Annotated in this window: 16 protein-coding genes, 1 tRNA gene and 1 pseudogene; 11 read left to right on the forward strand and 7 right to left on the reverse strand. The window is 35.9% G+C overall.

Annotation, left to right across the window (positions count from 1 at the left end):
* The first annotated feature begins 16 nt into the window (after nucleotides 1–16).
* Together LGB01_01905 and LGB01_01910 are read left to right on the forward strand one after the other, a co-directional pair.
* Nucleotides 17–1587, forward strand: a pseudogene (locus LGB01_01905) (YifB family Mg chelatase-like AAA ATPase).
* Between the two features lie 109 nt (nucleotides 1588–1696).
* The gene (locus LGB01_01910; protein ID MCB4752969.1) at nucleotides 1697–11305 is read left to right on the forward strand and encodes a ricin-type beta-trefoil lectin domain protein; all 9609 of its coding nucleotides are present in this window, start codon (nucleotides 1697–1699) and stop codon (nucleotides 11303–11305) included.
* Nucleotides 11306–11387: 82 nt separating this feature from the next.
* Here LGB01_01910 and LGB01_01915 read toward each other — a convergent pair whose 3' ends face one another.
* Both LGB01_01915 and LGB01_01920 read right to left on the reverse strand, forming a co-directional pair.
* Nucleotides 11388–12371: an A/G-specific adenine glycosylase gene (locus LGB01_01915; protein MCB4752970.1), complete on the reverse strand. Its 984-nt coding sequence runs from the start codon at nucleotides 12369–12371 to the stop codon at nucleotides 11388–11390.
* Nucleotides 12368–12880: a hypothetical protein gene (locus LGB01_01920; GenBank protein ID MCB4752971.1), complete on the reverse strand. Its 513-nt coding sequence runs from the start codon at nucleotides 12878–12880 to the stop codon at nucleotides 12368–12370. Before LGB01_01920 ends, LGB01_01915 begins: the two co-directional genes overlap by 4 nt.
* A gap of 147 nt (nucleotides 12881–13027) precedes the next feature.
* On the opposite strand from LGB01_01920, the gene LGB01_01925 reads away from it, so the two are divergent.
* From LGB01_01925 to LGB01_01940, 4 genes are all read left to right on the forward strand, one after another.
* Nucleotides 13028–14047: a ribonucleotide-diphosphate reductase subunit beta gene (locus LGB01_01925; GenBank protein MCB4752972.1), complete on the forward strand. Its 1020-nt coding sequence runs from the start codon at nucleotides 13028–13030 to the stop codon at nucleotides 14045–14047.
* 11 nt (nucleotides 14048–14058) lie between these two features.
* Complete coding sequence (locus tag LGB01_01930; GenBank protein ID MCB4752973.1) at nucleotides 14059–14790, forward strand: carbon-nitrogen hydrolase family protein; 732 nt, start codon at nucleotides 14059–14061, stop codon at nucleotides 14788–14790.
* A 65-nt stretch (nucleotides 14791–14855) separates the two neighbouring features.
* Nucleotides 14856–15491, forward strand: coding sequence for a protein-L-isoaspartate(D-aspartate) O-methyltransferase (locus LGB01_01935; protein ID MCB4752974.1), 636 nt, complete (start codon nucleotides 14856–14858; stop codon nucleotides 15489–15491).
* A gap of 86 nt (nucleotides 15492–15577) precedes the next feature.
* Nucleotides 15578–16204 (forward strand): DUF3972 domain-containing protein, encoded by a 627-nt coding sequence (locus LGB01_01940; GenBank protein MCB4752975.1) that lies wholly within the window; start codon nucleotides 15578–15580, stop codon nucleotides 16202–16204.
* 77 nt (nucleotides 16205–16281) lie between these two features.
* On the opposite strand, the gene LGB01_01945 is transcribed toward LGB01_01940, so the two are convergent.
* From LGB01_01945 to LGB01_01965, 5 genes are all read right to left on the reverse strand, one after another.
* Entirely contained in the window at nucleotides 16282–17106 is an 825-nt protein-coding gene (locus tag LGB01_01945; GenBank protein MCB4752976.1) for a DUF58 domain-containing protein, read from the reverse strand.
* Nucleotides 17107–17203: 97 nt separating this feature from the next.
* The gene (locus LGB01_01950; GenBank protein MCB4752977.1) at nucleotides 17204–18151 is read right to left on the reverse strand and encodes a MoxR family ATPase; all 948 of its coding nucleotides are present in this window, start codon (nucleotides 18149–18151) and stop codon (nucleotides 17204–17206) included.
* Complete coding sequence (locus LGB01_01955; protein MCB4752978.1) at nucleotides 18148–19287, reverse strand: hypothetical protein; 1140 nt, start codon at nucleotides 19285–19287, stop codon at nucleotides 18148–18150. Before LGB01_01955 ends, LGB01_01950 begins: the two co-directional genes overlap by 4 nt.
* Nucleotides 19268–20821 (reverse strand): VWA domain-containing protein, encoded by a 1554-nt coding sequence (locus tag LGB01_01960; GenBank protein ID MCB4752979.1) that lies wholly within the window; start codon nucleotides 20819–20821, stop codon nucleotides 19268–19270. The genes LGB01_01955 and LGB01_01960 overlap by 20 nt, the downstream gene beginning before the upstream one ends.
* A complete protein-coding gene (locus LGB01_01965; GenBank protein MCB4752980.1) occupies nucleotides 20818–21729 on the reverse strand; it encodes a VWA domain-containing protein in 912 nt (303 codons plus the stop codon). The genes LGB01_01960 and LGB01_01965 overlap by 4 nt, the downstream gene beginning before the upstream one ends.
* Before the next feature lie 117 nt (nucleotides 21730–21846).
* On the opposite strand from LGB01_01965, the gene coaE reads away from it, so the two are divergent.
* The 5 genes from coaE to rpsG all read left to right on the forward strand — a co-directional run bounded on the left by coaE (nucleotide 21847) and on the right by rpsG (nucleotide 24549).
* Nucleotides 21847–22440: a dephospho-CoA kinase gene (gene coaE, locus LGB01_01970; GenBank protein ID MCB4752981.1), complete on the forward strand. Its 594-nt coding sequence runs from the start codon at nucleotides 21847–21849 to the stop codon at nucleotides 22438–22440.
* Nucleotides 22437–23183: a diaminopimelate epimerase gene (dapF, locus tag LGB01_01975; protein ID MCB4752982.1), complete on the forward strand. Its 747-nt coding sequence runs from the start codon at nucleotides 22437–22439 to the stop codon at nucleotides 23181–23183. Before coaE ends, dapF begins: the two co-directional genes overlap by 4 nt.
* A gap of 56 nt (nucleotides 23184–23239) precedes the next feature.
* Nucleotides 23240–23315 (forward strand) — tRNA-Val (locus tag LGB01_01980).
* 240 nt (nucleotides 23316–23555) lie between these two features.
* Nucleotides 23556–23927 carry a 30S ribosomal protein S12 gene (gene rpsL / locus LGB01_01985; protein MCB4752983.1) on the forward strand — a complete coding sequence of 124 codons (372 nt, stop codon included), beginning with the start codon at nucleotides 23556–23558 and terminating at the stop codon, nucleotides 23925–23927.
* Between the two features lie 154 nt (nucleotides 23928–24081).
* The gene (gene rpsG, locus LGB01_01990) at nucleotides 24082–24549 is read left to right on the forward strand and encodes a 30S ribosomal protein S7 (GenBank protein ID MCB4752984.1); all 468 of its coding nucleotides are present in this window, start codon (nucleotides 24082–24084) and stop codon (nucleotides 24547–24549) included.
* Nucleotides 24550–24552: the final 3 nt, after the last annotated feature.

Raw genomic sequence — 24552 nt, forward strand, 5'->3', positions numbered from 1 at the left:
AATCCATAATTGCATTATGAATACAAAACAATCTAATAAAACACAACAAACTATTAAAATTAAACCTAAAGAAGAGACAATTGTCAATCGACTGTTTTGTGCAACACTCGAAGGAGTCAATGCGCAAGTGGTGGAAGTGGAAGCAACCTTTACCAAGGGATTGCCTGGATTTACTGTAGTAGGATTAGCAAGTTCAGATATTCAGGAGGCAAAAGAGCGAGTTAAGTCAGCACTGCTTGTAAATAATTTTATCTTTCCTCCTTTAAAAATAACAATTGGGCTAAGCCCGTCAGAGATGAAGAAATCGGGTAGTCATTTTGATTTGCCCTTAGCGCTACTCATTGCTTTGAATAGAAAATCATTTGTAGAGGAAGACTTGTATGTTTTTGGAGAGTTGGGGTTAGATGGACGTATTAAGAGCTCTTCAATGCTTTTTCCACTTATTTTGTCACTCAAGGAGCAAGGCAAAATAAAGCGTGCTATGGTACCCAAAGAGGCAATGGCATATCTTAAGCATATCTCAGGAGTAAAATTTATTTCCGTAGAGACACTGAAGGAGGCAATTGCATTAGTTCAGGAAGGAAAGCTTGAAGCACAACAAATAAAATTTTCATATGATGCTAGATCAATTGAGGTAAACAAGGAGAAGTACTACTATAGACAAAAATATATGATAGACTTTAAGGAGATCAAAGGACAGACAGTTGCTAAACGTGCTGCACTTATTGCAGCTTCTGGGATGCATAACTTCTTTATGGAAGGAAATCCTGGTTGCGGCAAAAGTATGATAGCTAAGCGTTTACCTGAGATTTTACCACCAGTGAACGAAAGGGAATTACTGAGTATTGCCAAGCACCAGTTTCTTGATGGACAGATACCCGTTTTTGCACCTGTGCGTCCAAGTCGTTCTCCTCATCATACGGCAACATCAGCTTCTATTTTTGGAGGTGGATCAGGTACGGCGAGAATAGGTGAAGTGGCTTTAAGTCATTATGGCATACTTTTTTTTGATGAACTGCCCCATTTTTCTAAACAGGTACTTGAGGCACTCAGAGAGCCACTTCAAGACAGAAAAGTACTCATTTCTCGTGTAAATACCAAGATAGAGTATGAAGCTGACATCATGTTTGTTGCAGCACAAAACCCTTGTCCATGCGGTAATTTACTCTCTAAGAGTAAAAATTGTCGTTGCTCTGAGTTAGAGGTTAAACGCTATAAAAATAAGCTTTCTGATCCCTTTCTCGACCGTATAGATCTTTTTGTGGTTATGCAGGAGGTACGGAAAGAGGATAAAATGGATGTCACATCAAAAACAATGCATGAAGTAGTGATTCAGGCATTTGTACAGCAAAAAAAGAGAGGACAAAAAAGACTTAATGGCAAACTAAATGAAGAGGAGATAGAGATTTATTGCATGCTTTTACCTGAAGCACAAAGTATTTTGGAAAGTGCTATTTCAAAATTTTCACTCTCTCACAGAAGTATTGCTTCTATTAAAAAAGTATCACGTACCATTGCTGATATAGAAGGACATCAATTGATTGAAAAACGCGATATTTAGAAGCATTGAGTTATCGTAGAAGATGATATATAGAGTTGTTTTTATTCTTATGGGTAGAGATAGGAGGCACTGAATAAGATTTTTACTTTGGAGATAATACAATATAGAAAATTTAAATAATTAAAGCATATACCCATGAAACAAAGATTGATTTCTATCATACTTCAGGCAGTAGTATTGTTTTTGCTAGGTAGTCAATCAGCTTTGGCTGTACTGCCTTTGCCAGAGGGTTTTAAGAAAGTATTGACAGAACAAGACTTAGGCGAAGTTGTAGGAAGGGGTGCATTTAAAACAGTTCGTAGAGTGAAAGGATTTGATGATTATGTTGTTACCTATTTTACGGATCCAGCAGAACCCCGGCAACGGAAATTACTCAAAGAAGAAGTTGACTTTTTAGATAACGTACGTACCAGAGGTATACGAACGGTAGAGATTTATGGCATGGTTACAGTAAAAGGTAAACCTGGTTATGTGATGCAATATGTTCCTGATGCCAAACTTATAAGATTTGAACCTGATCGGTCATATGTAGTTGGAGACGAAATAACCCTCAACCGTTTGAATCAAAATACCTTAGATGATATAAATTTACTTTATAATGCTCTTAATCAAGATCAAGTATTTTCGGTAGGAGACTTGCAGTTTCTATTGGCTAAGGATGGTCACCTGTATTTAAATGATCCCGAACATTGGAGTGGTGTCAGGTCGGAGAATTTTCAAACAATAGCACATATAACTTCTCTTATTTTTAAGAAATTATATAACAAAGATTTACCATTTCCTACAGCTAAAAATCGATTTTTAAAAATGGATGAGTATGAAACTTATGCCATAGGAGCTGGAAATGAAAAAAGTATTCATGAAATTAAAAGTAATAACGATTATGTTGTAGCAATTCCACATATTTTAGGTTTAGGGAAAGATAGGCTTGCCCGTTTTCAGGAAATTTTAGACTTATTAGATGAAATTAAAAGTTATGGTATCGATACGGTACAGCATTATGGATTAGTGGGTGTCGAAACTCCAGAAGGGATAAAAGTTGGAACTATCATGGAGAACATTAGGGATGGTATCGTAGTCTTTGATAATTATTCTATTAGAGAGGATAATCAAGCACTTGTAAGATTAAATGAAAATACTTTACGTGATCTGCAAAAAGTTGAACAAGTAATGAATAGTAATCCAAATTTTGTTATTGATGATCAACAATTTTTGTTAAAAAGAGATGGTCATTTGGTTGTGATTGATCCAGAGGTTTTGGATCGAGAAGAACTTCAGTCAATGCCAGAACTACTTAAGAGCCTTAGGGACTCGGCACAAAAAAATATTGATAGTATAAAAAAAATTACCCAAGAACAAATGACACTTAGGGATACCGCAGGAATACCTGAAGGTGACGCTATTGAAATACCTAAAAAAGTAATATTCACATGGATTGGTGGTAAACCTAAAACCTATAAAGGAGATAGAATTACCCCAGCAATATGGGCAGATTTAGATGCAGATATTCCTGTTGAACTCTATTATGATCCGGAGAATATGTATGTTGGGCTGCTTAAAAGAATGATTCAAAAGGTAGCTTTAGAGAATGTTGCTCCTGACACTGCAGCAAAGATTGAAGTGAATGATATATTATCGCAAGAGACTAAGCTTGAAATGCAATTTGCAGATTATGTAAAAGAACATGGCTTAACAGATGAAGTGAGGCTTCAATTTATGAAAAAAGTTTTAGGTATTCATCCTAGTAAAGTAAGCAAAGAGACTGAAGCAATTAGAAGATATTGGGAACAAGATTTTGTACAAGAGAACCCAAAGGTCACACTACGCAATATTCAAGATTTATTTGCATCACAAGATACACGAGTGCAACAACTCAAGGGTGTCTACGAAAAAGCACTTACATACAAGGGGGGAGATTTAGCATCAGCTTCTGATGTGGCGAAAATATTGGTACTCAAAAAAGAGGGTGGATTATTTGTCGATCATGATATATTTCCTAAAAAAGGGAAAACACTACAAAGTCTATTTGCTTTCATGAATACCAATCCTGGTAGTGTTTACTTATCTGAACCAAAGAGATTTAGCTTTGAAGATAATCATGTAGTAAGTACGTTAAAAAATAGTGATTTTACAAATAGTATGATGGATATAATGATTCAAGGGCATATTCAACTATCTGGTGACTCTTTTGCTATGCTTGCATATGAGAGAGGAATATTTTCTCAGCATACCTCATTGGCTTCAACTGGTCCACTTCTGTTGGAAAATAAAAGATATCTAGACCAATTTCTAGAAGAGATTCCACATGAGCGCAGAGAAGATTTTTCTCCATATGAATATTATGGGGAATCTAAACAGCAAGTAGTTGTTGTTAAAAGTGACTTAAGCAGAGATATCAAACAAACGATAGTAGACTCCATCAGATCTACTATAGAGAACGCAGGACTTGATGGGTTGGGCTTTTTAAAAATATTTACATTGAATCCTGATGGCAGGCTGCAGTGTGTCTTCAGAAATGAGCCAGAGAATTTTGGACTTAATAAAAGAAATATAGATATGTATATATTTGGAGATCGACCTTTTATTAACAAGGCATCACGAGCCCTAGCAGGTAAAATAATGTCATTAAAAAATAAACTAAATTGGCACACACATCCTGAAGCAGACCTTGAAAATAAATTCCAAGAAATACTCTCTCTTTCTGATGCACAAGGGGCTCAAGGTGGAGAGCCTGCTGCCATACCCAAGGGTGGCTTATTTGGAAAACATAGAGAGGAGTATGTTAAAGAGATAGAGAAGGGTTTGTTGTCAGGAGATTTAACTTATGAGTCATTAAGTACATACCAAAGACTTCTTGCTGATAGATACATAACAGGACTACCCACAAGTACAAACAATGTATTTGAAGATACTAAGAACTTTAATGTATTTGAGCTAGAAAAGAATATGAAAAAACAGCTTAAAGCCAATGAAGCATTGATAGCACTTGTAAAAGAGTGGAAAGAAAAATCTGTAGTATTTCTAGAATCTCAAGGCTTAGACCCTAAACAGTGGATACCTCTAACAAAAGAGACAGTTAAGTTGGAAAATGGCAACTATCAAATCAAATATCTCAAAAAAGCATCAAACAGTAGCATAGAAGAGAAGATAGAGACATTTGAAGTTAGTGATGATATACATTTAAGACTAAAAATGCAAATAGAGGAGATGGCAACACTGGATATCTCCTTAAAGGGCTTAGGAGAAGGGGCTACCTCTAGAGGCATAGGACAAGCTGGCATGGGATTGGCCATGGGAATTCAAGCCTTAGTACACAGCACTAGTGAACACTGGTGGGGAAATAAAGAGCTTAAGGGGATCTATTTTAACGCACTTAGAGCACAATTGGTTGTAAATTTAACCCAAGCAGTCTTGTCGGTTCCTATGACAGTCTTAGAGATTGTAGGCATATATAGAGAGCTCATAGGAAGTGTAATACCAAGAACATTTAGTAGCATATTTGATATTGAAGGTGCTATTAATATAGGTTTTTCGATAGCAAATTTAGTCCTAGATTCCATACAGTTTAGCAGTGCTACAACACCACAACAAAAGGTATATTCTGGCGTTATGGTAGGCTTTGATACTGCAGCATTAGGACTAGGATTAGTAGCAATTGGGCTAGGCGTAGCAGGTATCTCAACAGCATCTGCGGTAGCGGGAGAGTTTATAGGTCCTATTATAGCTACTGGTTTTGGTGTAGCAATATTGGCACAAGGTTACCAAGCTAGGCTAGATGAAGCTGAAGCGATAGCCACTTTTTTTACAGACAGAAGAGATGAGTATTTTGCAACAAATATTGTAGATCTCAATGATAGTAATCGCTCCCAAACCTATCAATATACAGGCATTTCTGTGCCCATAAAAAGTATTGATTTCAAGTCAGGCATGATTTACCTAGAGCCATTTTATGTCTATGATTCTAAATATTATAATCAAGGACCTCATGGTGTGCATAAATGTGCATATTATAACCGTTATGATGCTGCCCACAGAACACCACAACAAAAACAAGATGATGCTATTAATGCTATAGATGTATGGAGGAAGTATTCGCAAGGAATGGAGACAAAATATAGTAGTCAAACACCAGTTAATATTGCACGGTTAACTACAAAACTATTTGACCCTAGTCTTAGTCATATTTTTGTGTTGCCATCTATCGCACCTTATTATGTTGCCTATAGATATAAACTAGTGAGTTTTTCCTCTACAGATCATGCTTTAAAATATGTAAGACCATTTAATGAATTTGGTGCTGATTATAATCCTGGAGATAGTGTGGATCAGGCATGGAGTAAACTAGAGATAGTAAAGTCTTTAAAGTCACATGATATGTATATTATGCTAGATGATGCTAATAGAACATTGGTGCAACCCAAGGCAGACCATCTCTCACAAGGAGTATTAAACTATAGGATATTTGGTCCTAGTAGTAAGTTTAACCATAAACGAAGAATAGATATTGTCTCTAATGCCTCCAAAGGTGGCAAGAATAATCATTTTTTTATCTATAGAGGTAGAAACCAAGACTTTGTCATATCAGGACTAAAAGGATTACCAGAGTATAAAGGAGTAGAGCATTTTGATATCAATTTAGATATTGGTACGCCCTACGAAGGCACCATTCCAAATGTAGGACACATGCATTTTAAAGTAGGTGATGATCATATCTACATAAGTACTATACCACAGACGAGTAATGGTGTTAATGTAAATATATATTTTGTAAGTGATGGCAGTACCTACAAAGTAGTGGGAGACTCCTATGAGAACATTGGCAGTGAATTTAATATAACTAGCTTCCATGGGGATATTATTCAAAAAAAACAGTTTTTAGAGCAACATACACTGCCAAACAGCATTGTTCATGTGGGTAACCTAATGAAACTCAAAGAGGCAGACAATGTATATGGTGTGCCTACATGGTTTGCCCATAATAGCAATATGCTTATCTATCCGCAACTCTCTAGAAGTAACAAAGATCATGATATAGAGCTTCTAAAATTGACACAAGATAAGAATGAGACAAGAGCTTACTTTATGGACCATTCAAGCAAAAAAGTGTTTTCAAATCTAGTTGATCAAAATATAACACACTCTATAGTATATAGCGAAGTGACCAAAAGGCTATATTTTGATAGCAAACACAGTGGTGATATTGTAGATGCGTTTGTCTCCTATGCCAATATACTGATGGCATATACACAAAATGGATACTTATATAGTTTAATCAAAGATAAAAATGATACCCAAGTCTATTCCATTATAGGTTTAAATTATGATACCTACACCAATTCTGGTAAAATATTTTTAGATCTTAACAGTTCACTTGATGCTATGGTTAAATCATTTAAAGATAACAATATCACTCTTTTAAAACAAAATTTTATAGAAATTACAAGAGCGTTTAATAAAGATGATACCTCTAGAAGCTATTGGTATGATTTGCGTAAAAATCAATTTACCTATAAGAATGGCTCATATAAGCAACATGAAAATAACAATATACTTGTAGATATATTTGACCATTATGGCTTAATATATAATGGGGAGTCAAAAAGACTGTATATGACACCCATTGTAAGTTATGATGATGTCATCTCGCAAAATACTCAGACATTTACAGAAAAAGAGATTTTGACCAATATAAAAAACTGTTTAGACCATTTTAGATACGAAGGTAATGGTATCTTTTATGGATCAACGTGTTCTCATCAGAAAGTTTTTAGGGCAGAAAATGGTCTTGGTCAATACAGAAGATATCAAATTGCTATGAATGGTAGTTTTAATGATACATTTTTAGTTACCTCAAAAACAATAGCATTGTACCCACAATTTATGATTCCCAATGGTCAAAATACTCTAGAGTATCTTAGAGGATTGATTTACGATACCCAGATCACATTAGATGCCAGTACAGAGTACTTGCCTTGGTTTAAGGACAAAGATCACTTTAAATTTTATGTGATACCAGATCAAAATGGTTCATTTAAATATGGGGCTCAATTTTATGTAGGGACTGACGATAATGGTTTAGGAAAATATGCTGATAGAAACTATACATATGTAGGGTACGACAAGAGCGAATGGAGAGGATATGTATTTAAAAAAGATACAAAGGAGTTAATAGAGATACATCATCTAAATGATATTACAAGCATACAGCCCTTACAAAGTATTCAAGCTTATAGAACCAGTATACTCCTTGAACTTATAGATAAAAACAGCACACAGGAGAGTGAATTGGTTGTGCCCTATATAGACAATAGGAAACTGCTGAGTATTGTGGCAAAAGATAAAAGTAAAATAATATTTAAAGATGGCTTGAAAGATTATAGTCTGTCAACTGATATCAATATAGATTTAAGTGAGATAAATAGCACTATAGCCAGTAGCCTAGAGATTAATGCTGCATTTGGAGATAACGTAGAGATAAGAGACTCTTATTTTGGAAAAGTACTTACAATAAAAGAGGGAAATACCAGTAAAGGAAGTATCTTTTTGTCAGGCTTTAGGCCTTCTTCTGAAGTTAATGGAAGCGATACAAAGAGTTCAGCAATACACATTGCACTTAAGCTTAAAAGCGGTATTACCAAAACAATAAAAGGTTACATTCGACCAGATAAAGATATTGTATCTACAAAGTATCATCAGCTTTATGAAGATAGCCTAAGAGTTAAACTAAAAGAGCAGATGGGTCATATTATTGTATCTAACAAGATGCAGTTAGCTACAAATGATAGATTGAATAGCCTACAGTTAGTAGATGACAATAACACTATTTATTACATAAGCAATAAGATTAAAACCATAGGAAAAGACTATTTGATAGCACTAAAACCTACAGACAGCAATAAATCCAATGTATATGTCTATTTACAATATCACATACAAACTGGTTATGATATTAATATTCTAGGCAATGATGATCGTATTGTTGGGCACCTTGCGAAACTTCAATACAATACCGATACAGAAAAGAGATATCGTACGATAGATTTAACTTTACAAGGAACACCCAATAAAAACTATCCAGTATGTTTTTATACAGATGCTAACTATCTTGGCAATAAACACTGCATTAAATACAATACCTATGCCTCTTATCTGTTTATACCTTTTGATAACAATATCTCTTCCATTCAATTTTCACAAGAGATGCGTAATCTTTATGTAAGGGTATACACGGGCGAAGGGTTTATGACACATACTACGCGTTATAGTACAAGCCATCCTGTGCTGCATTTTCCTTTTGATAACAATATTTCATCATTTGTAGTGTCTAATGACAATATCACAAAATTACCATTTGGAACTAAAATATTAGATGAACCCAATGCCAACTACCCTGTCTGTCTATATGATGATAGCAATACTACAAGGGTTTGTTATACACAAGGCTCTCATCTGGTAGAAAATAATAATGCTACACTGCACAGGATTAGTGTGTATGGTGATTGGCAGATTAGGCTTTATGGAAACAAGAACCCTTTTATTTTTAACACATCCAAGAATCTAACGTCTGGAGTAAACTATGGGGTTATTCGTAATGCTCCTATACAATATATCACTGTTAAAAGACCAGATCCATTGGTTTTACTAAATAGATACTTTATGGATACCTCTTTACGCTATACATCATTTCAAGATGCACCGTTTAATAAGATTGATACGGGGATTTATTTGCCTCAGGGTATCAATAAAATAAAACTAACATATAATCATCATGCAATAGAAGTGACTCCTGTTGTGCTAGGGGATGATTATTTGGTTAAAATTGCTAACTTCAACAGTAGCAATAAAATATTGGAGTTGTACTTTAAAAAAACATTATTGGGCTACACTTTATATTTTTATGGCTCACAAGATATTTTAAATACTATTAGTACACTAAAAATTGAATATATCAAAAATAATATCCACTATTACATAGGAAGTGTTGTTGCTAAAAATACCATACGCAACAATCCATATGCCAATACTTTACAAATATTTACATCGGCATTTGGTTCTGGATGTATCGCAAATGTTCAAGGCTATGCACAAAGACAATCTTGTAATCCTTTAAATACAAACCAATTCTTAACGTATACGGAAAATCATACACTAAGAAATCCTTCTACCAATAAATGCCTAACAGTTCTTTCAGATAGTAGTGGTTCAAAAATAGTCTATGCCCAGTGCCATGACCATAACCAGACACAAACTTTTCTTTATAATAGCACTACAAAGCAATTTTTACATGCTGCTTCTCGTCAGTGTTTGGATATTGATGGGGACAATAAAAAAGATATTATTCTATATGGTTGTCATGGTAGTGCAAGTCAACAATTTGATATGCATGAAATATCACAAAAGATAGACGAATATAATATGACAAATGAAGTACCATTGGTATCTATTGACTATGCTACTCAAGCCAATAGGGGAACAGTTTATTTTATAGTACCAGAGCAATCAAAGGCACGAGGACCAACCCATAAGGTCTGGTATCAAAATGGTGTTAGTGAAATTGATATATTGGTATTAGATAACAATCGCACATACCATACAGCCAAACTCTTTGCCCAAAGATCAACAAGAGATTGTGGTACATGCAGGATGAATAGTGCTGCCAGCTGCCAAACAGGAAATTTTAGTTATTTAAAGGTACGATTTGATAGGCTGGCTAATGCACACTTGCCTTCGGGAATATATGAAGGATCATTTTATATATTAGCCAAGGGATGGCACGATACCTCATATACGCAAACAATACAGGTTAGTATAGAGCTCAATTTAACCAATATAGCTTTTAACAAACCAACGCAACAATCAAGCACCCATCACCATGATTTTCATCCAAGCAGTATGAAGGCAGTAGATGGCAATATAGATGGAAACTTTAATGCTAAATCAACGACCCATACTAATAGAGATAATCATGCTTGGTGGCAAGTAGATTTGCAGAGGCATTACACTATTGATAAAATTAAAATTTACAATAGAACTGATTGTTGTTCTGATAGGTTAAATAATGCTAAAGTATTCATATCAGACATACCATTTGGAAATGATAGTCTACAAGGGGCACAAGATAAAGCCAAATGGAGTGGAAGTATTACTCAGGCACAGTCTATCAATACATTAGATGTAAATAATACTGAAGGAAGATATGTAAGAGTGCAGCTAGAAGGCAGGAACTATCTCTCTTTGGCTGAAGTTCAAGTGTTTGGTAAAAAAGCTGCAAATATACTTCATTCTGTAGGAATGCCAAAAGAGTATCGTATTATAACTGTCACCAAAACAAATCCAGACCAAACGATGAATAATCTCAAAACAATCTCAGCATTATGGGCATCAGAAGTACGCATCACTTCAGCAAACCTCACCAAGATAGAAGCGCCAAGAGGATTTAGTTCAGGAGACAATATATGGTTTAATTTTTATGAAGACAATAATCGTCCAATGTTTCCGTATAAAGCTATTAGAGGTGTTCGCATACGCATCACAGAAGATCAAAATACATTTAAATTTCAACAAACATCTGCTGCATATAAAGTTTTAGAAACCCAAGAAGAGTATAGTAGTTTACTAGAACGGTCAGGAGGAAAAACCATAAACCCTTATCTTGTTAATCTTGAAACTAATCGTACAGGTCTTATTATGATGGAGGAGACTATAGGTAATGTTGTTAAGGATATCTCTTTAGAGTTTCGTTGAGTGGGTGTAGATGATGGTATGTTGTGATTTTCTTGGAAATTTTACTTACTATTGTAGAATTTAAAGTTTCTCTAAAGCTATTCTAGGTACTAGACAATGAGTTTTTATAAAGTGTAATGATTTTCTCATCTACCTTTGAAATGGCAAGTTGTTTAATCTCATCAAGCATAAAGTAATGCTTCCGTGAGGGTGTTATTTCATTGTATAGATACACATGACAAGTGAGCTTGAAATGTGTGTAGGTGTGAGTAATATCACCAAGATATTTTGTGTTACATGGCAAAGAATCAATACTTCCAAAGCCCCAAAGTCCGTGTAAGAATTTTCCACTACGTTGGGTAAGTGAGAGTGTATTATTGTAGCGGTAAAGGAGAATGTGCTCTTCTTTGTTTGGTATTTTTTTATGTACTTTAATTGGGTAATATTCGGGACTATTTTTGCCTTGGCAAATAGAGATAAGAGGACATTGATCGCATTTGGGTACTTTGGGCAGGCAGAGGGTTGCACCAATATCCATCATTGCTTGATTGTAATCAAAAGGGTGTTCTGTGTCAACCAGATTATAAGCAAGATCCCATATTTTTTTATCATTAGGAACTTTAATACGATACAAACGGCATAAAATGCGACGCACATTTGCTTCCATGATTGGTACGGGTTGACCAAATGCAAATGCGGCAATGGCATGGGCAGTATTTTTCCCAATACCTGGTAATTTCATGAGTGTGTTAATATTGGAAGGAAGTACAGGGGCAGTACCTCGTGACCCCTCTTTTTCTAATAGGATTTGTGCAGTTTTGTGTAGGTTTTTTGCACGATTGTAGTATCCTAGCCCCTCCCACACCTTGAGTATCTCATCAAGTGGTGTTTTAGCAAGTATCTTGAGGGTAGGAAATTTTTTTAAAAAAGGAAAATAGAAACGCTCTAGAACTGTCTTGACTTGCGTTTGCTGTAGCATTATTTCACTGACATAAATATGGTATGGGTCATTTGTGGTACGCCATGGTAGGTTGTGTCGTCCATATTGGGCATACCACTCTCTGATTTTTAAATGAAGTTGTTTCATCCGCCCCAGCCATGCATTTTCTTGGAAATAAGTAGGTCATAGTGCAAAAAGAGATTATCAATGGTATTGGAAGCAACATAATAGTTTTTTTCCATTAATCTCATCCATTCAAAACGTTGGGAGTAGTCTTTTTTGGGAAGAAAGAGCAGAATATTTCCACCATTTTTAATGAGAGGATGTAGTTTTTGTAAAAATGTCTCTTGTTTCTCCTCTTCTATGATAGATGTGACAAAAACAAAATCATAGAGTTTGCCTTGCTGAATATAGCGTGGGCGATCTAATGAAAAAAATTGAAGCTTAGTATGTTTGGTATTATCAAGATGCATATTGATAAGGGTAAAATAGTTTTTATCAGTACAGTTGAGTTGATATTCATAGTGTTTTTGTGAGACAAAATGATCTAGTATTTTTGGCATATCTATGCCACTTTCTGCAAAATGGAGTAAACGTATCATGGGATAGTTTGGGATGATCGTAAGTAATTGGTTGAGTTTCTCTTTTTCAATCATTTTCATACCTTGGAGTGTAGCCAAGCACACTGAAAAAAAGATAAAAAGAGCAGGAAAAATTATTGAGATAAAGAGAAAGTGTAAAATTTCAACAAGGTTGAGTATAATAAAAAACTTAATCTAAAAAAAGTGGCACAAGGCAGACAGATGGTACGAAAAAAAATATATAACCCTGAGTCAGAAGAGAAAACCAATGAACGAAAGATTTTTGGAGGGAATCCTACAGGAATTTTTGAACTCAATGATATTAAATACCAGTGGGCATATAATCTTTGGGAGATGATGCTCAACAATACATGGTTTCCCAAAGAGGTTGATATGACACGAGATATTAATGATTATAAAAATCTTACAGAAGCCGAAAAACAAGCGTATGACAAGGTGCTTGCACAATTGATCTTTATGGATTCACTTCAGACCAATAATATTATTGATAACCTCAATCCATTTATTACTGCACCAGAGGTAAATCTTATTTTGGTACGACAGGCATTTGAAGAGGCATTGCATTCTCAAAGTTATGCAGTGATGGTTGACAGTATCTCTACTAATACAGATGAGATTTATGACCTTTGGCGACGCGATATGAAGCTTAAACATAAGAATGATGCAATTGCTAAAGTCTATGAAGATCTCTCAAAGAATCCAACTGATGATAATATTGTTAAGGCAATGTTTGCCAACCAGATTCTCGAAGGTATCTATTTTTATAGTGGTTTTACTTACCTTTATACATTAGCACGTGCAGACAAGATGCTTGGATCAGCACAAATGATTCGTTTTATCCAGCGCGATGAAGTGACCCATTTACTAATTTTTCAAAATATGATTAATGTTACAAAAAAAGAGCGCCCTGAACTTTTTACACCACAACTGATTGAAGAAGTGTATGAGATGTTCCGTTCGGCTGTCAAACTTGAGAGCGAGTGGGGAGCCTACATCACCCAAGGACAGATACTTGGATTAACTGATGAGATTATTGAGAAGTATATTAAGTATTTGGCAGATCAGCGTCTAAGTGCTGTTGGACTTGAGAAGCTCTATAATGTTGAGCACCCCATAAAGTGGGTAGATAACTTTTCTAAATTTAATGATCAAAAGACTAACTTTTTTGAAGGCAATGTGACCAACTATTCTAAAGGAAGTCTTAACTTAGACGATTTTTAAAAGAGAAGAAAATGTTATATAGACGAAAACCTATGCGTGTGGCAACATTTCAGTTGTCTTCACATAAGCGTTACCAAACCAACCTTGATAGACTTTTTGAATATATACGTACCCACTGCGAGCAAGAGATTATTGTTGTTCCTGAAGTTTTTCTAACTACTTATGATTATGAGCATCTTGCTACTGCAGCAAAGTTCTCAGCAATGGCACTCAAGTTACTTAAAAAAGAGATAGATACACAAATACTTGTGATTACTCTTCTTATTGAAGAGGAAGAGTTATACTATAATCAAGCAGTAGTTATCCATAAACATAAAGTGGTGCATCGACAGGAAAAAGTGAAGCTCTTTAAACTTGGAGACGAAGACCTTTATCTTGCAGAAGGGAAAAAGAAACGTATTAAGCCTTTTGAGATAGATGGGATAAAATATGCACTTTTGATCTGTTTTGAACTCCGCTTTAAAGATTTATGGAAACAGATAGAAGGTGCCGATGTAGTCCTTGTACCTGCAAGATGGGGGCTACCACGAAAACAGCATTTGGAGATTCTTTCACGAGCCTTGGCAGTGATGAATCAGTGCTATGTGATTGTTTCAAATAGTGCTGACAATGATATGGCCTCCTCTTCCGCAATTATCTCTCCGAATGGCAATATTATTATGAATGATAAGAATGAAGTAATCGAAGGTATAGTGGATTTTAAAGAAATCAAGAAGATACGCCGTTATATTGTAATGAATTAGAGTAGTGTAACTATAATTTTGATAGAATTTCCCCTAGCTATAAAGGGGCAGAGGAATTTTGAAGAATGATTAAAGCGAGAAATAGGCAGAATCTTGTTGGAGAGATAGAGCAACACTTTTCTCTTGATCTACATGTAAAAAAAGCACTTCTTACTATTGATCGTGAAGTTTTTGTTCCTCAAGAATTTAAACATCTTTCCTATAAACTCGATGCTCTTCCACTAGCCGATAGCCAGTGGATATCCTCTCCTTTAACTGTTGCCAAAATGACTCAACACCTTGAGCTTGAGGGAGTTGATTCAGTACTTGAGATTGGCTGTGGAAGTGGATATCAAGCTGCAATTTTAAGTAGGATATGTCGTCGTGTCTTTACGATAGAGCGTATTGATGGACTACTCAAAGAGACTAAAAACCGTTTTAATGAACTAGGAATACACAATATATTTACCCGATTTGATGATGGGCAGCGCGGCTGGAAACAGTATGCACCATTTGAACGTATTCTATTCTCTGCTACGGCAAAAGAGATACCACAAGTACTTTTTGATCAACTCATGGAGGGAGGTATTTTGCTCGCTCCTATTGAGCAGACAGAAAACTATCATATTCTAACAAGATTCTACAAAAAGAATGGACGTGTCACGTCAGAAACAATAGAACAGTGCCTCTTTGTGCCAGTACTCGATGGTACACAAAAATAGCCTCTCTTTTTGATTGATACTTTTTCATTAAATTTATGATATGATTAATAAAATATGAAATATAAAGGCAGGAAATGGAAAAGTTGATGAAGCCTGCAGAATACGCCAAAGAACTGGGTATTTCACGACAAGCTGTTTACGCAAAAATCAAACGAGGTGTTTTGACTGCCAAGGATATTGAAGGCAAACTCTATATTGTGGTTGATGCTGATATTAAGCAGAAAAAGAGTTCTCAAGATATATTTCAGCACAATAGGGAGGTTAAAAAGGCTTCTAATGCCTCTCCAAAGGAGAAAGAGTATGAAGCATTGTTGGTTGCAAAAGATGAGACAATTGCTGTACTTAAGGGTACGGTGAAGGATCTCAAGAAGTCCAATAAGCAGATATCTATGACATTGCGTGGAGAAATTGATCTTCTTAAAGAGGCTTTTCATGAGATGCGTACACTCTATGTACATCAATTAGAGCATCAAAATGCTTCTACTAAGACAATCGATATTGTGACAGAAGAGGAATATGAAACTTCAGACAGTAAGCAGTGGATTAGTATTAAAAAATTTTTTAAAAAAATGAGAATTACAAAATTAAAACAGCAAGAAAAGCTTTTTAAGCGTCTAAAAAAAGTATGGAAATCTGGTGACAGTCGTATACAGAAGATTAATGGAAAATTTAAGATTGATATTCATAGTAACTATGAAGATATGGTAAAGTAGTATCATAAAATATCCCAATAGTGTAGTTTTCTACTATTTTTTATAAGAAGATAGAAAATTTAAAATCTTTAGCACTACTAAAAAAGTGTTAAAAGCTTTTCGATAGGCTCTTCCTCGGTCAAGATTTTTACGTAACGTATATTGTGGCGTGAGAATGTTTTGATTATTGCTTCATCATGCATCTTTCTTTGAGTAAGATAATGAACTGTACTGTGTTTACTTATATAGGTATGCTTTTTTCTTCCTGTTTTGGGATGATGCAGTATAACCTCACCTTTATGTTGGGGGAACTCCTCATCTTGATGTCGTATTATGATAGCAATTACCTCATGTCGTTGTGCAAGCAAAGAGAGATCAATTGGCTCGAGAAAATCATACAAAATAAAAAGTAGAGAGGGTTTTTCTATACGCTTAAAAAGGTCATCTGTGCAACTACAAATATCAAGAGATGCATCCATGAGCATAGCTTCATTAAGTTGTTGTGAAAAGTGCTCTATATCAAAAAGTTGTTTGGTTGGAGGTGTAGAAAATATTTTTTTTGGGGTGTAGCCAATACCAGTAAAGAGATCATTATTGTGTTGTACTGCATACCCAAGGGTAGCAACGACTTCTGTCATAATTTCTTGTTTTGCATTATCTTTGTTACAATAGACTCCTCCATCCATTAGTGTAGCGACAACGACTGAGAGCTCTTTGTTGGTATACAGTTCTTTGATGTAGGGCTTACCAAGTTTTGCAGTGATGATCCAGTTTATTTTCCGGATATCATCACCTACCTGATACTCTCTCAGTTCAACAAAATCATGCCCCTCACCACGTAGCTTAGAAAGACTGTGCCCGCTAAGTAGAGTATAGACATTTTGACGGGATTTCAGTAGAAGTGTTTTAAAATTTTGAGTCATAAGGTTCCCAAAAGTTTATTACATTATAAAGGGCGTAAAAGTTTTCATTTAAAGATAGTTTTATTGGGTCGATAAGTATCATTTTTTTTGCTTTCTTCTATGGAATTGGTAGTGTCTCTACAATTTGAGTAATAATCTCGTCACTTTTAATTCCCTTGGCTCTTGCCTCATAGCTTAGTACAATTCGGTGACGCAGTACATCATGAATAACCATACCTATGTCTGAAGGGGCAACAAAAGTATTGCCACGCAAGAAGGCTTTGGCACGAGAGGCTTTGTGGAGATCAATGGAAGCACGAGGACTAACCCCGTACATAATCTTATTTTTAAGATTTTCAAGACCAAAACGTTCAGGCTCCCTTGTAGCTGTAACAAGTTGAATCATGTAGGTTTCCAATTCAGAGTCAATGTGTATTTTTTCAAGTATATTTTGTAGTGTGTAGAGCTCTTTGATTTCAAGTACCTTTTCAACCTTTTCAAAACTTTTGGTTGCCCCTTTTCGCATAATCTCCAACTCTTGAGCTTCTGTATTGTGACTAACTACTAGTTTCATCATGAAACGATCAAGTTGTGCTTCAGGAAGAGTATAGACCCCCTCTTGCTCGATGGGATTTTGGGTTGCCATGACAAGAAATGGTTTTTCAAGAGAGAATGTTTCATCAGCAATAGTGACTTGGCGCTCCTGCATGACCTCAAGCAGTGCTGATTGTACCTTGGCAGGTGCACGGTTAATTTCATCGGCAAGGAGAAGGTGGGTAAAGAGAGGTCCTTTTTTGATACTGAAAGTGTGTCCTTTTGGATTGTATATTTGCGCACCAATAATGTCAGAAGGGAGAAGGTCTGGTGTAAACTGAATACGTTTGAAGTCTAGCCCAAGTGCTTTAGAGAGTGCGTTGATGGTTGTAGTTTTGGCAAGTCCAGGTACCCCTTCAATGAGAATATGTCCATCACTAAGTAGCCCAATGAGAAGCCCCTCTATCATCGTATCTTGTCCAATAACTGCTTTGTGAAGCTCCTCTTTGAGCCGATGTATTTTGTTTATCATAATAGCTTCTCCTTTGCCTTCTCTTTGAGTAGTTTAAGAGAGTACGATTCTTTGTTGTATAGGTCGGACTCCAATTGTTGTATAATCTCTTGAAACATGATAGGGTTGTGTGCTATCAGTAACTGGAGTAGTATTTTTCTCTCTTTGCACATATCTATTTTAGATACAAGAGGATGGCTTTTTGCTACTTTTTTTCTATGTTTCCACCTAAAGAGCCATCCAGTGGTAAATCCAGCACCAAAGACTACAAGGTATCCAAGTAAGTTTATAAGCTGATTCCAGTCTGTTGTATAGGGTGGTGGGTTATCAATATTATCTATAAGTGTCTTGGTGTTGACCTTTTCTATATCAAAATGTGTGGAGGGAATTTTTAGTAGATAACTTTGCTCTTTTTTGGGATTAAATGCTTTAATATTAATAGCAGGCAAGGTAAAACTTTGTTCTGAAGAGAGTGCCATAAAGTAAGTGATTTTACTGTAAGTCCCTTCTTTGCTATAAGAAGAGTGTATTGTTGGTTTTTCATTAAAAAGTGTAAATACCTGCGAAGAGGAGATAAGCGATTTAAGCAGAGGGGGATACCCATTTCCTTTCAGTATTACTTGAAAAGGAATAGGTTCATATGCTTTGGCATGAGTCTTCCCAAGATCATAGGAGAGAGTAAAGTCTCCTACAAGAAGGGTTTTAGGAGGCAATGGTTTTACATAGAGTGTGAGTGGTGGAAGGGAAATTTGAGTATTACACGTTTCAAGTGTTTTGGTATTATCTCTATCTCCTGAAAAGCTATAGGCAATACTCTCATCATTGGTTACACGCTTGATAAGATTAAAGTGCAGCTCAATCTTGCCACTTTTCATTGGATAGACAAGATAAAGATAGTGTGCCTTGGTGTTGTGGTAATTGTCTGTCTCTTTGGAGTCTATGCGCTTAAATATATATTCAGAAGAAGGCTTGAGGTCAAAGTTAAAAAAGAGCACGATATTGTGATTGGTCTGGTTAAGATCAATAGAGAGAACAACAGGCTCTTTGACATAAGGAGATGTAAGGTTGGCATGGGGAGTAAAGTTGAAGTCTTCTGCATTTAATAAAGTTACAAAAAATATGAGTAGAAACAGAAGACTACCAAGGTTGTATCTCACGTATGTATCCTTTATTGATAAGTTCATAAACTTTAGAGCCAAGAGGAAGTGGTTGTCTCTCTCTATCAAATTTAAGCTTTTCTTTTTGTTGCTCTTTCCCTTTGCTTTTATCTTCTCTTTGTCCGCCAGTACTAGAGCCTGAACTTATTTGCTGCTGACTATTATTTGTGCTCTTATTACTTTTATTGTATTGAGCTTTATTTTTATTTTTCTGACTACCCTGAGGTTTAGGTTGAGTAATACTGATTTGATGGTTATGATAATTTTTTAACCAAGAAATTAATGCTAAATTATAGGTAGCATCCTCCTCCTTGCCAAGCTGCAATGCCTTAGTATAATACATCTTGGCTTTATCATACGTATGCTCCATGACGTAGGTATTTGCAATATTATAGTAGAGCTTCTGCTTGAGTTTGGGTGACGTAGTTTGAATAGAGGCATAAAGTTTGCGAGCTGTTGTGTAGTCACCAAGACGATATATTGTAGTAGCAAGGGCATACCGTTGCTGCAATGAAGGTGTCTTGATGTCAAGTAAAGTTTTCTTGCTACGATTGTAGTCTTTTTGCATATAGGCATTATAGGCATTATTGAGTGCCAGACTGTCAAAAAGACTTGCTTGTAGGTTTACTCCAGCTAGAGTGACAAATAGCAGTAAGTAATATGAGGCACGAGTATGTAGCACTATAAAGAGGATAGCAGCAAGTAGCAGAGGAAGAAAGTAAAGTTCAGTATGATTTTGATAGAGCTTATTGATTAGTCTGTTGTGTCTATTCCCCTGTAGAAAACTTTTTGTAATGGCATTAGCACTTTGTTGTGGTGTACCAGAAGCAATAAGATAGGTTCCTCCTGTAGCGTTGGCAAGTGATATGAGTAGTGGATTGATACGTGAGATAACCAAATGATTTTGTTTATCTTTTAGCATTGTGCCATCATCTTTAGGAATAGTTGCCCCCTGTGTTGTTCCTAATGCCAGAATAGTTAGATGTATGTTGGTACCATTGAGTGCCCCAAGGAGTTTGTGTAGATTATGCTCTTCGCCTCCATCGGTGATGAGTAGCACTTCTCTATATTTTTGTTTAAATGAGGTAATCTTTTTGAAGAGATTCTCAAGCGATGTTCCTTTGGTTAAAATATTTTTGGGTTCAAGTGCACTTAGTGCCATATGAATGAGTTGATGATCTGTTGTTGGGGGAGAGAGTAACAGTGGATTTGTTGTGAAAGCAATAAGCATAATATTGTCTTTTGTGTTAGCCTCAAGAAGTGCATTAATGGTTTCCTTGGCATAGGTATAGCGATTTGGTTTAATATCCTGTACACGCATAGAGTAGGAGACATCCAATGCAATGAGTATATCTTGTGCTTGTATGGGTATCTCTTTGACTCCTTTTTCTAATTGTGGTCTTGAGAGCGAAAAGATAATTAGTCCTAGAATGATGAGGTGAATATATTGCTGAAGTAATCTTGGTCTGAGTAGATAAGAAAGTAATCCTAAAGGAATTAATAAAAAGAGGAACTGTGGATAAAGAAGTGTCATAAAGTCTCCTCTTTTTGTGTATAGAGTATCCACATTAATAGCAGGATACTAGCAAGTAGAAGTGGTATAAAGATAAGTAGTTTTTTATTAAGATAGTTTTCTGAACGAATTTTGCTTGGTTCAAGTTTGGAGATCTCTGTAAAAATTGCTTTGAGTGTCTCTGCATTGGATGCACTGTAGTGTTTTCCTTTAGTCTCTTTAGCAATCTTTTCTAATAATGTAGCATCATAATCCTGTTTGTTGCCTATTCCTATAGTGTAGATACGCACACCTGTTTTTTTAGCCTTTTCTACCGCCTCTTTGGGAGCATGTTCTCCTGCATTGTGATACCCATCGGTTAAAAGAATAATCACTTTATGTTTTGCATTCCCAAAGTGTAATGTTCGTAAAGATTGTATGATAGCATCACCAATGGCAGTGCTCTCGCCAGCAATACCCACATTGGTCATATCGAGCAGGTAAGAGAGTGCTTCAAGATCATATGTTAGAGGGGAAGCGGTATAGGCAAATGTACCAAAGATAACCACCCCTATATTATCATCGAAGCGCTCCTGGACAAAGGTTTTAGCAAGTGAAATAGTTGTTGCATACTTGGTTCTAAAGTATCTTTCTGTGCCAAAATTGCTTTGAGCCATTGAGCCACTTGCGTCAATGGCAAGTATAAGATCTCGACCCCTTTTGTGGTTATTCTCTTTACTTTCATAAATAAAAGGTTCAGAAAGACCAATAATCATTAGTGTAAAAATGAGTATCTTAAACCATGTCTCCCAAGAAAAAAATGGGTGCTCTTTTCCAAGCCACTCAGGCTTAGAAAAGTAGAAAATCCTCTTGTGTGTACGACACCACAATAGGCATGGAATCAGTAATAAAAAAAGTAAAAACCAAGGAGAGCCAAATGTGAAATGCATAAATGATTTTAGCATTTCACTGTTGAGTTTACGATATAATAACTCTAATTTTTAATACATACTGGTCATATAAAGAGAGAGAATGATGCAGCTACAGCCCTACAAGAAATGGTAACCATGGTGTTTGCATATGCAATAGCACTTACTGGCGGGATTGCAACAGGTAAAAGCTTGGTAGCCAAAATGTTTGAGGCTGATAGCTATAGGGTTATTGATGCAGATAAGATTGCCCATGCAATACTTGAAACACAACAGAGTAAGATTATTGAAATGTTTGGTGCGCAGATGGTTGTAAATGGCAAAGTTGATCGCAAGACTCTCGGTACTGTGATTTTTGCTAATCCGTTACAACGAAAGAGGCTTGAACAACTTCTTCATCCACTTATTTATAAAGCTATAGAGACAGAGGCAAGTGTAGAAGATATCAAGGAAAAGCCCTATATTATTGATATTCCACTTTTTTTTGAGAGAAAACGTTATCCTATTCATAAGTCATTGGTGGTTTATGCTCCGCAGCAGATACAAATTATCCGTATTATGCAACGTGATGGTCTAGACAGAGATGCAGCACTTAAACGGATTGCTTCACAGATAGATATTGAAAAGAAGCGATATATGGGTAATTTTATCATTGATAACAGTAGAGACAAAAATCAACTTAAAATAGAGTACAAACGTATCAAAGAAGCGATTGAAAAGGAGTTTGTATGACTGTAACTAAATATTCGGCAAGTGGGAATGATTTCATTATATTGATTGCACAAGAGAAAGAGGATCGCTCAGATCTTGCCAAAAAACTTTGTCATCGCCAAAATGGTGTAGGTGCAGACGGCATGGTAGTTGTTCTCCCCCATCCTGAATATGATTTTGAGTGGGAATTTTACAATGCTGATGGCTCTTATGCAACAATGTGTGGCAATGCCAGTCGTGCAGTAGCACACTTTGCGCATGAAAAGGGTATTTGCAAAAATGATAAAGCAGAGTTTTTGACTGGTGCAGGGGTCATTCGTGCAACTATTAATGGACTTTATGTGGTTAGTGATATGGTTAAATCTGATATTATTCAGACAGATATTATAGAGGATGGTGAAACTTGGTGGCTAATTGACTCAGGTGTGCCACATATGGTGACGCTTAGGGATGATATTGAAGAATTTAATCTTGAAAAAGCACGGCAATTACGACAAAAGTACAATGCTAATATTAATATCTGTAAAGTGGTAGATAATACCTTATATATTCGTACCTATGAACGCGGCGTAGAAGATGAAACGTTGGCATGCGGTACAGGCATGGTTGCCTGTTTTATTCGAAATTACCAAGAAAGTAGTGTATCTGATATGGTTACAGTGTACCCAAAGAGTGGTGATGAAATTTACGTAAGTTATGAAGAAGGAGTTTATCGTTTTGGTGGCAAAGTGATTAAAACCTTTATTGCAGAGACATTAATATGAGGAGAAGAGGAGGGTTTAAGGAACGTTCATATATAATTCTCATCTTAAAAATATGTGGTCGCGTAGCTCAGTTGGTAGAGCACCACCTTGACATGGTGGTGGTCGATGGTTCGAGTCCATTCGTGGCCACCACTACTATAAGATATTCTCATTAGCAGTGTATTGTCTTTTAGCACTACCCCACTTGGGCTATTTATAAATAATACCCAATTAAAATTTCAGAAACACAAAAGAAAATATCGGTATAATACACATCCATTTTTCTGTCGTTACACCATTTTAGGATATTTTTTAAAGTATCTTAAAGTGGTTTAGCGACCAAATTCAATTCGCTCACAGAGCAAACTAAATAATATCTAGAAAGGAAACAATTTGCCAACTATTAACCAGTTGATTCGTAAAGAACGTAAAAAGGTGATTAAGAAGTCTAAATCACCAGCACTTGAGAGTTGTCCTCAAAGAAGAGGAGTGTGTACAAGGGTGTATACAACAACTCCTAAAAAACCGAACTCTGCTTTGAGAAAAGTAGCAAAAGTAAGACTTACATCAGGATATGAGGTAATTTCATATATTGGTGGTGAGGGTCACAACCTTCAGGAGCACTCTATTGTCCTTGTACGTGGTGGTAGGGTTAAAGACCTTCCAGGGGTAAAATATCACATTGTTCGTGGTGCACTTGATGCCTCAGGTGTTGCAAATAGAAAAGTTGCAAGATCCAAATACGGTACCAAAAGACCTAAGTAATCTGACTTTACAAGTTGGGTGAAGTGTCATTTGTGTGAAGTATAGATAGGTTGAGTTTAGCTTAGCAATGAGCTTTAGCAGGTAATCATCAATAAAACCTTTGGGGATGATACTTGAGTAAATCAATTTAGATTGAAGTTATAAAGGAAATAATATGAGAAGAAGAAAAGCTCCCGTCAGACCAGTATTGCCAGATCCAGTATATGGCTCCAAGGTATTGACAAAGTTTATTAATACCATTATGCTTGATGGTAAAAAAAGTGTTGCGCAAAAGGTTGTCTATTCTGCGCTTGAGAGAATTGAATCAAAAACAGGTGAAAAAGCAATTGATGTGTTTAATAAAGCAATGGACAATGTTAAGCCTGTTATGGAAGTTAAAAGTAGACGGGTTGGTGGTGCAACCTATCAAGTGCCTATTGAAGTTAGACCTGTCAGGCAACAATCTTTAGGAATTAGATGGATTGTTGATGCCGCAAGAAAGAGAAACGAGAGAACCATGATGGAGCGTCTTTCAAGTGAGCTCATGGATGCAGCAACAGAAAAAGGTGCAGCATTCAAGAAGAAAGAGGATACATATAAAATGGCAGAAGCAAATAAAGCATTTGCTCATTATAGATGGTAAGGA

The sequence above is a fragment of the Sulfurovum sp. genome (assembly GCA_020525365.1).
GTDB lineage: Bacteria > Campylobacterota > Campylobacteria > Campylobacterales > Sulfurovaceae > Sulfurovum.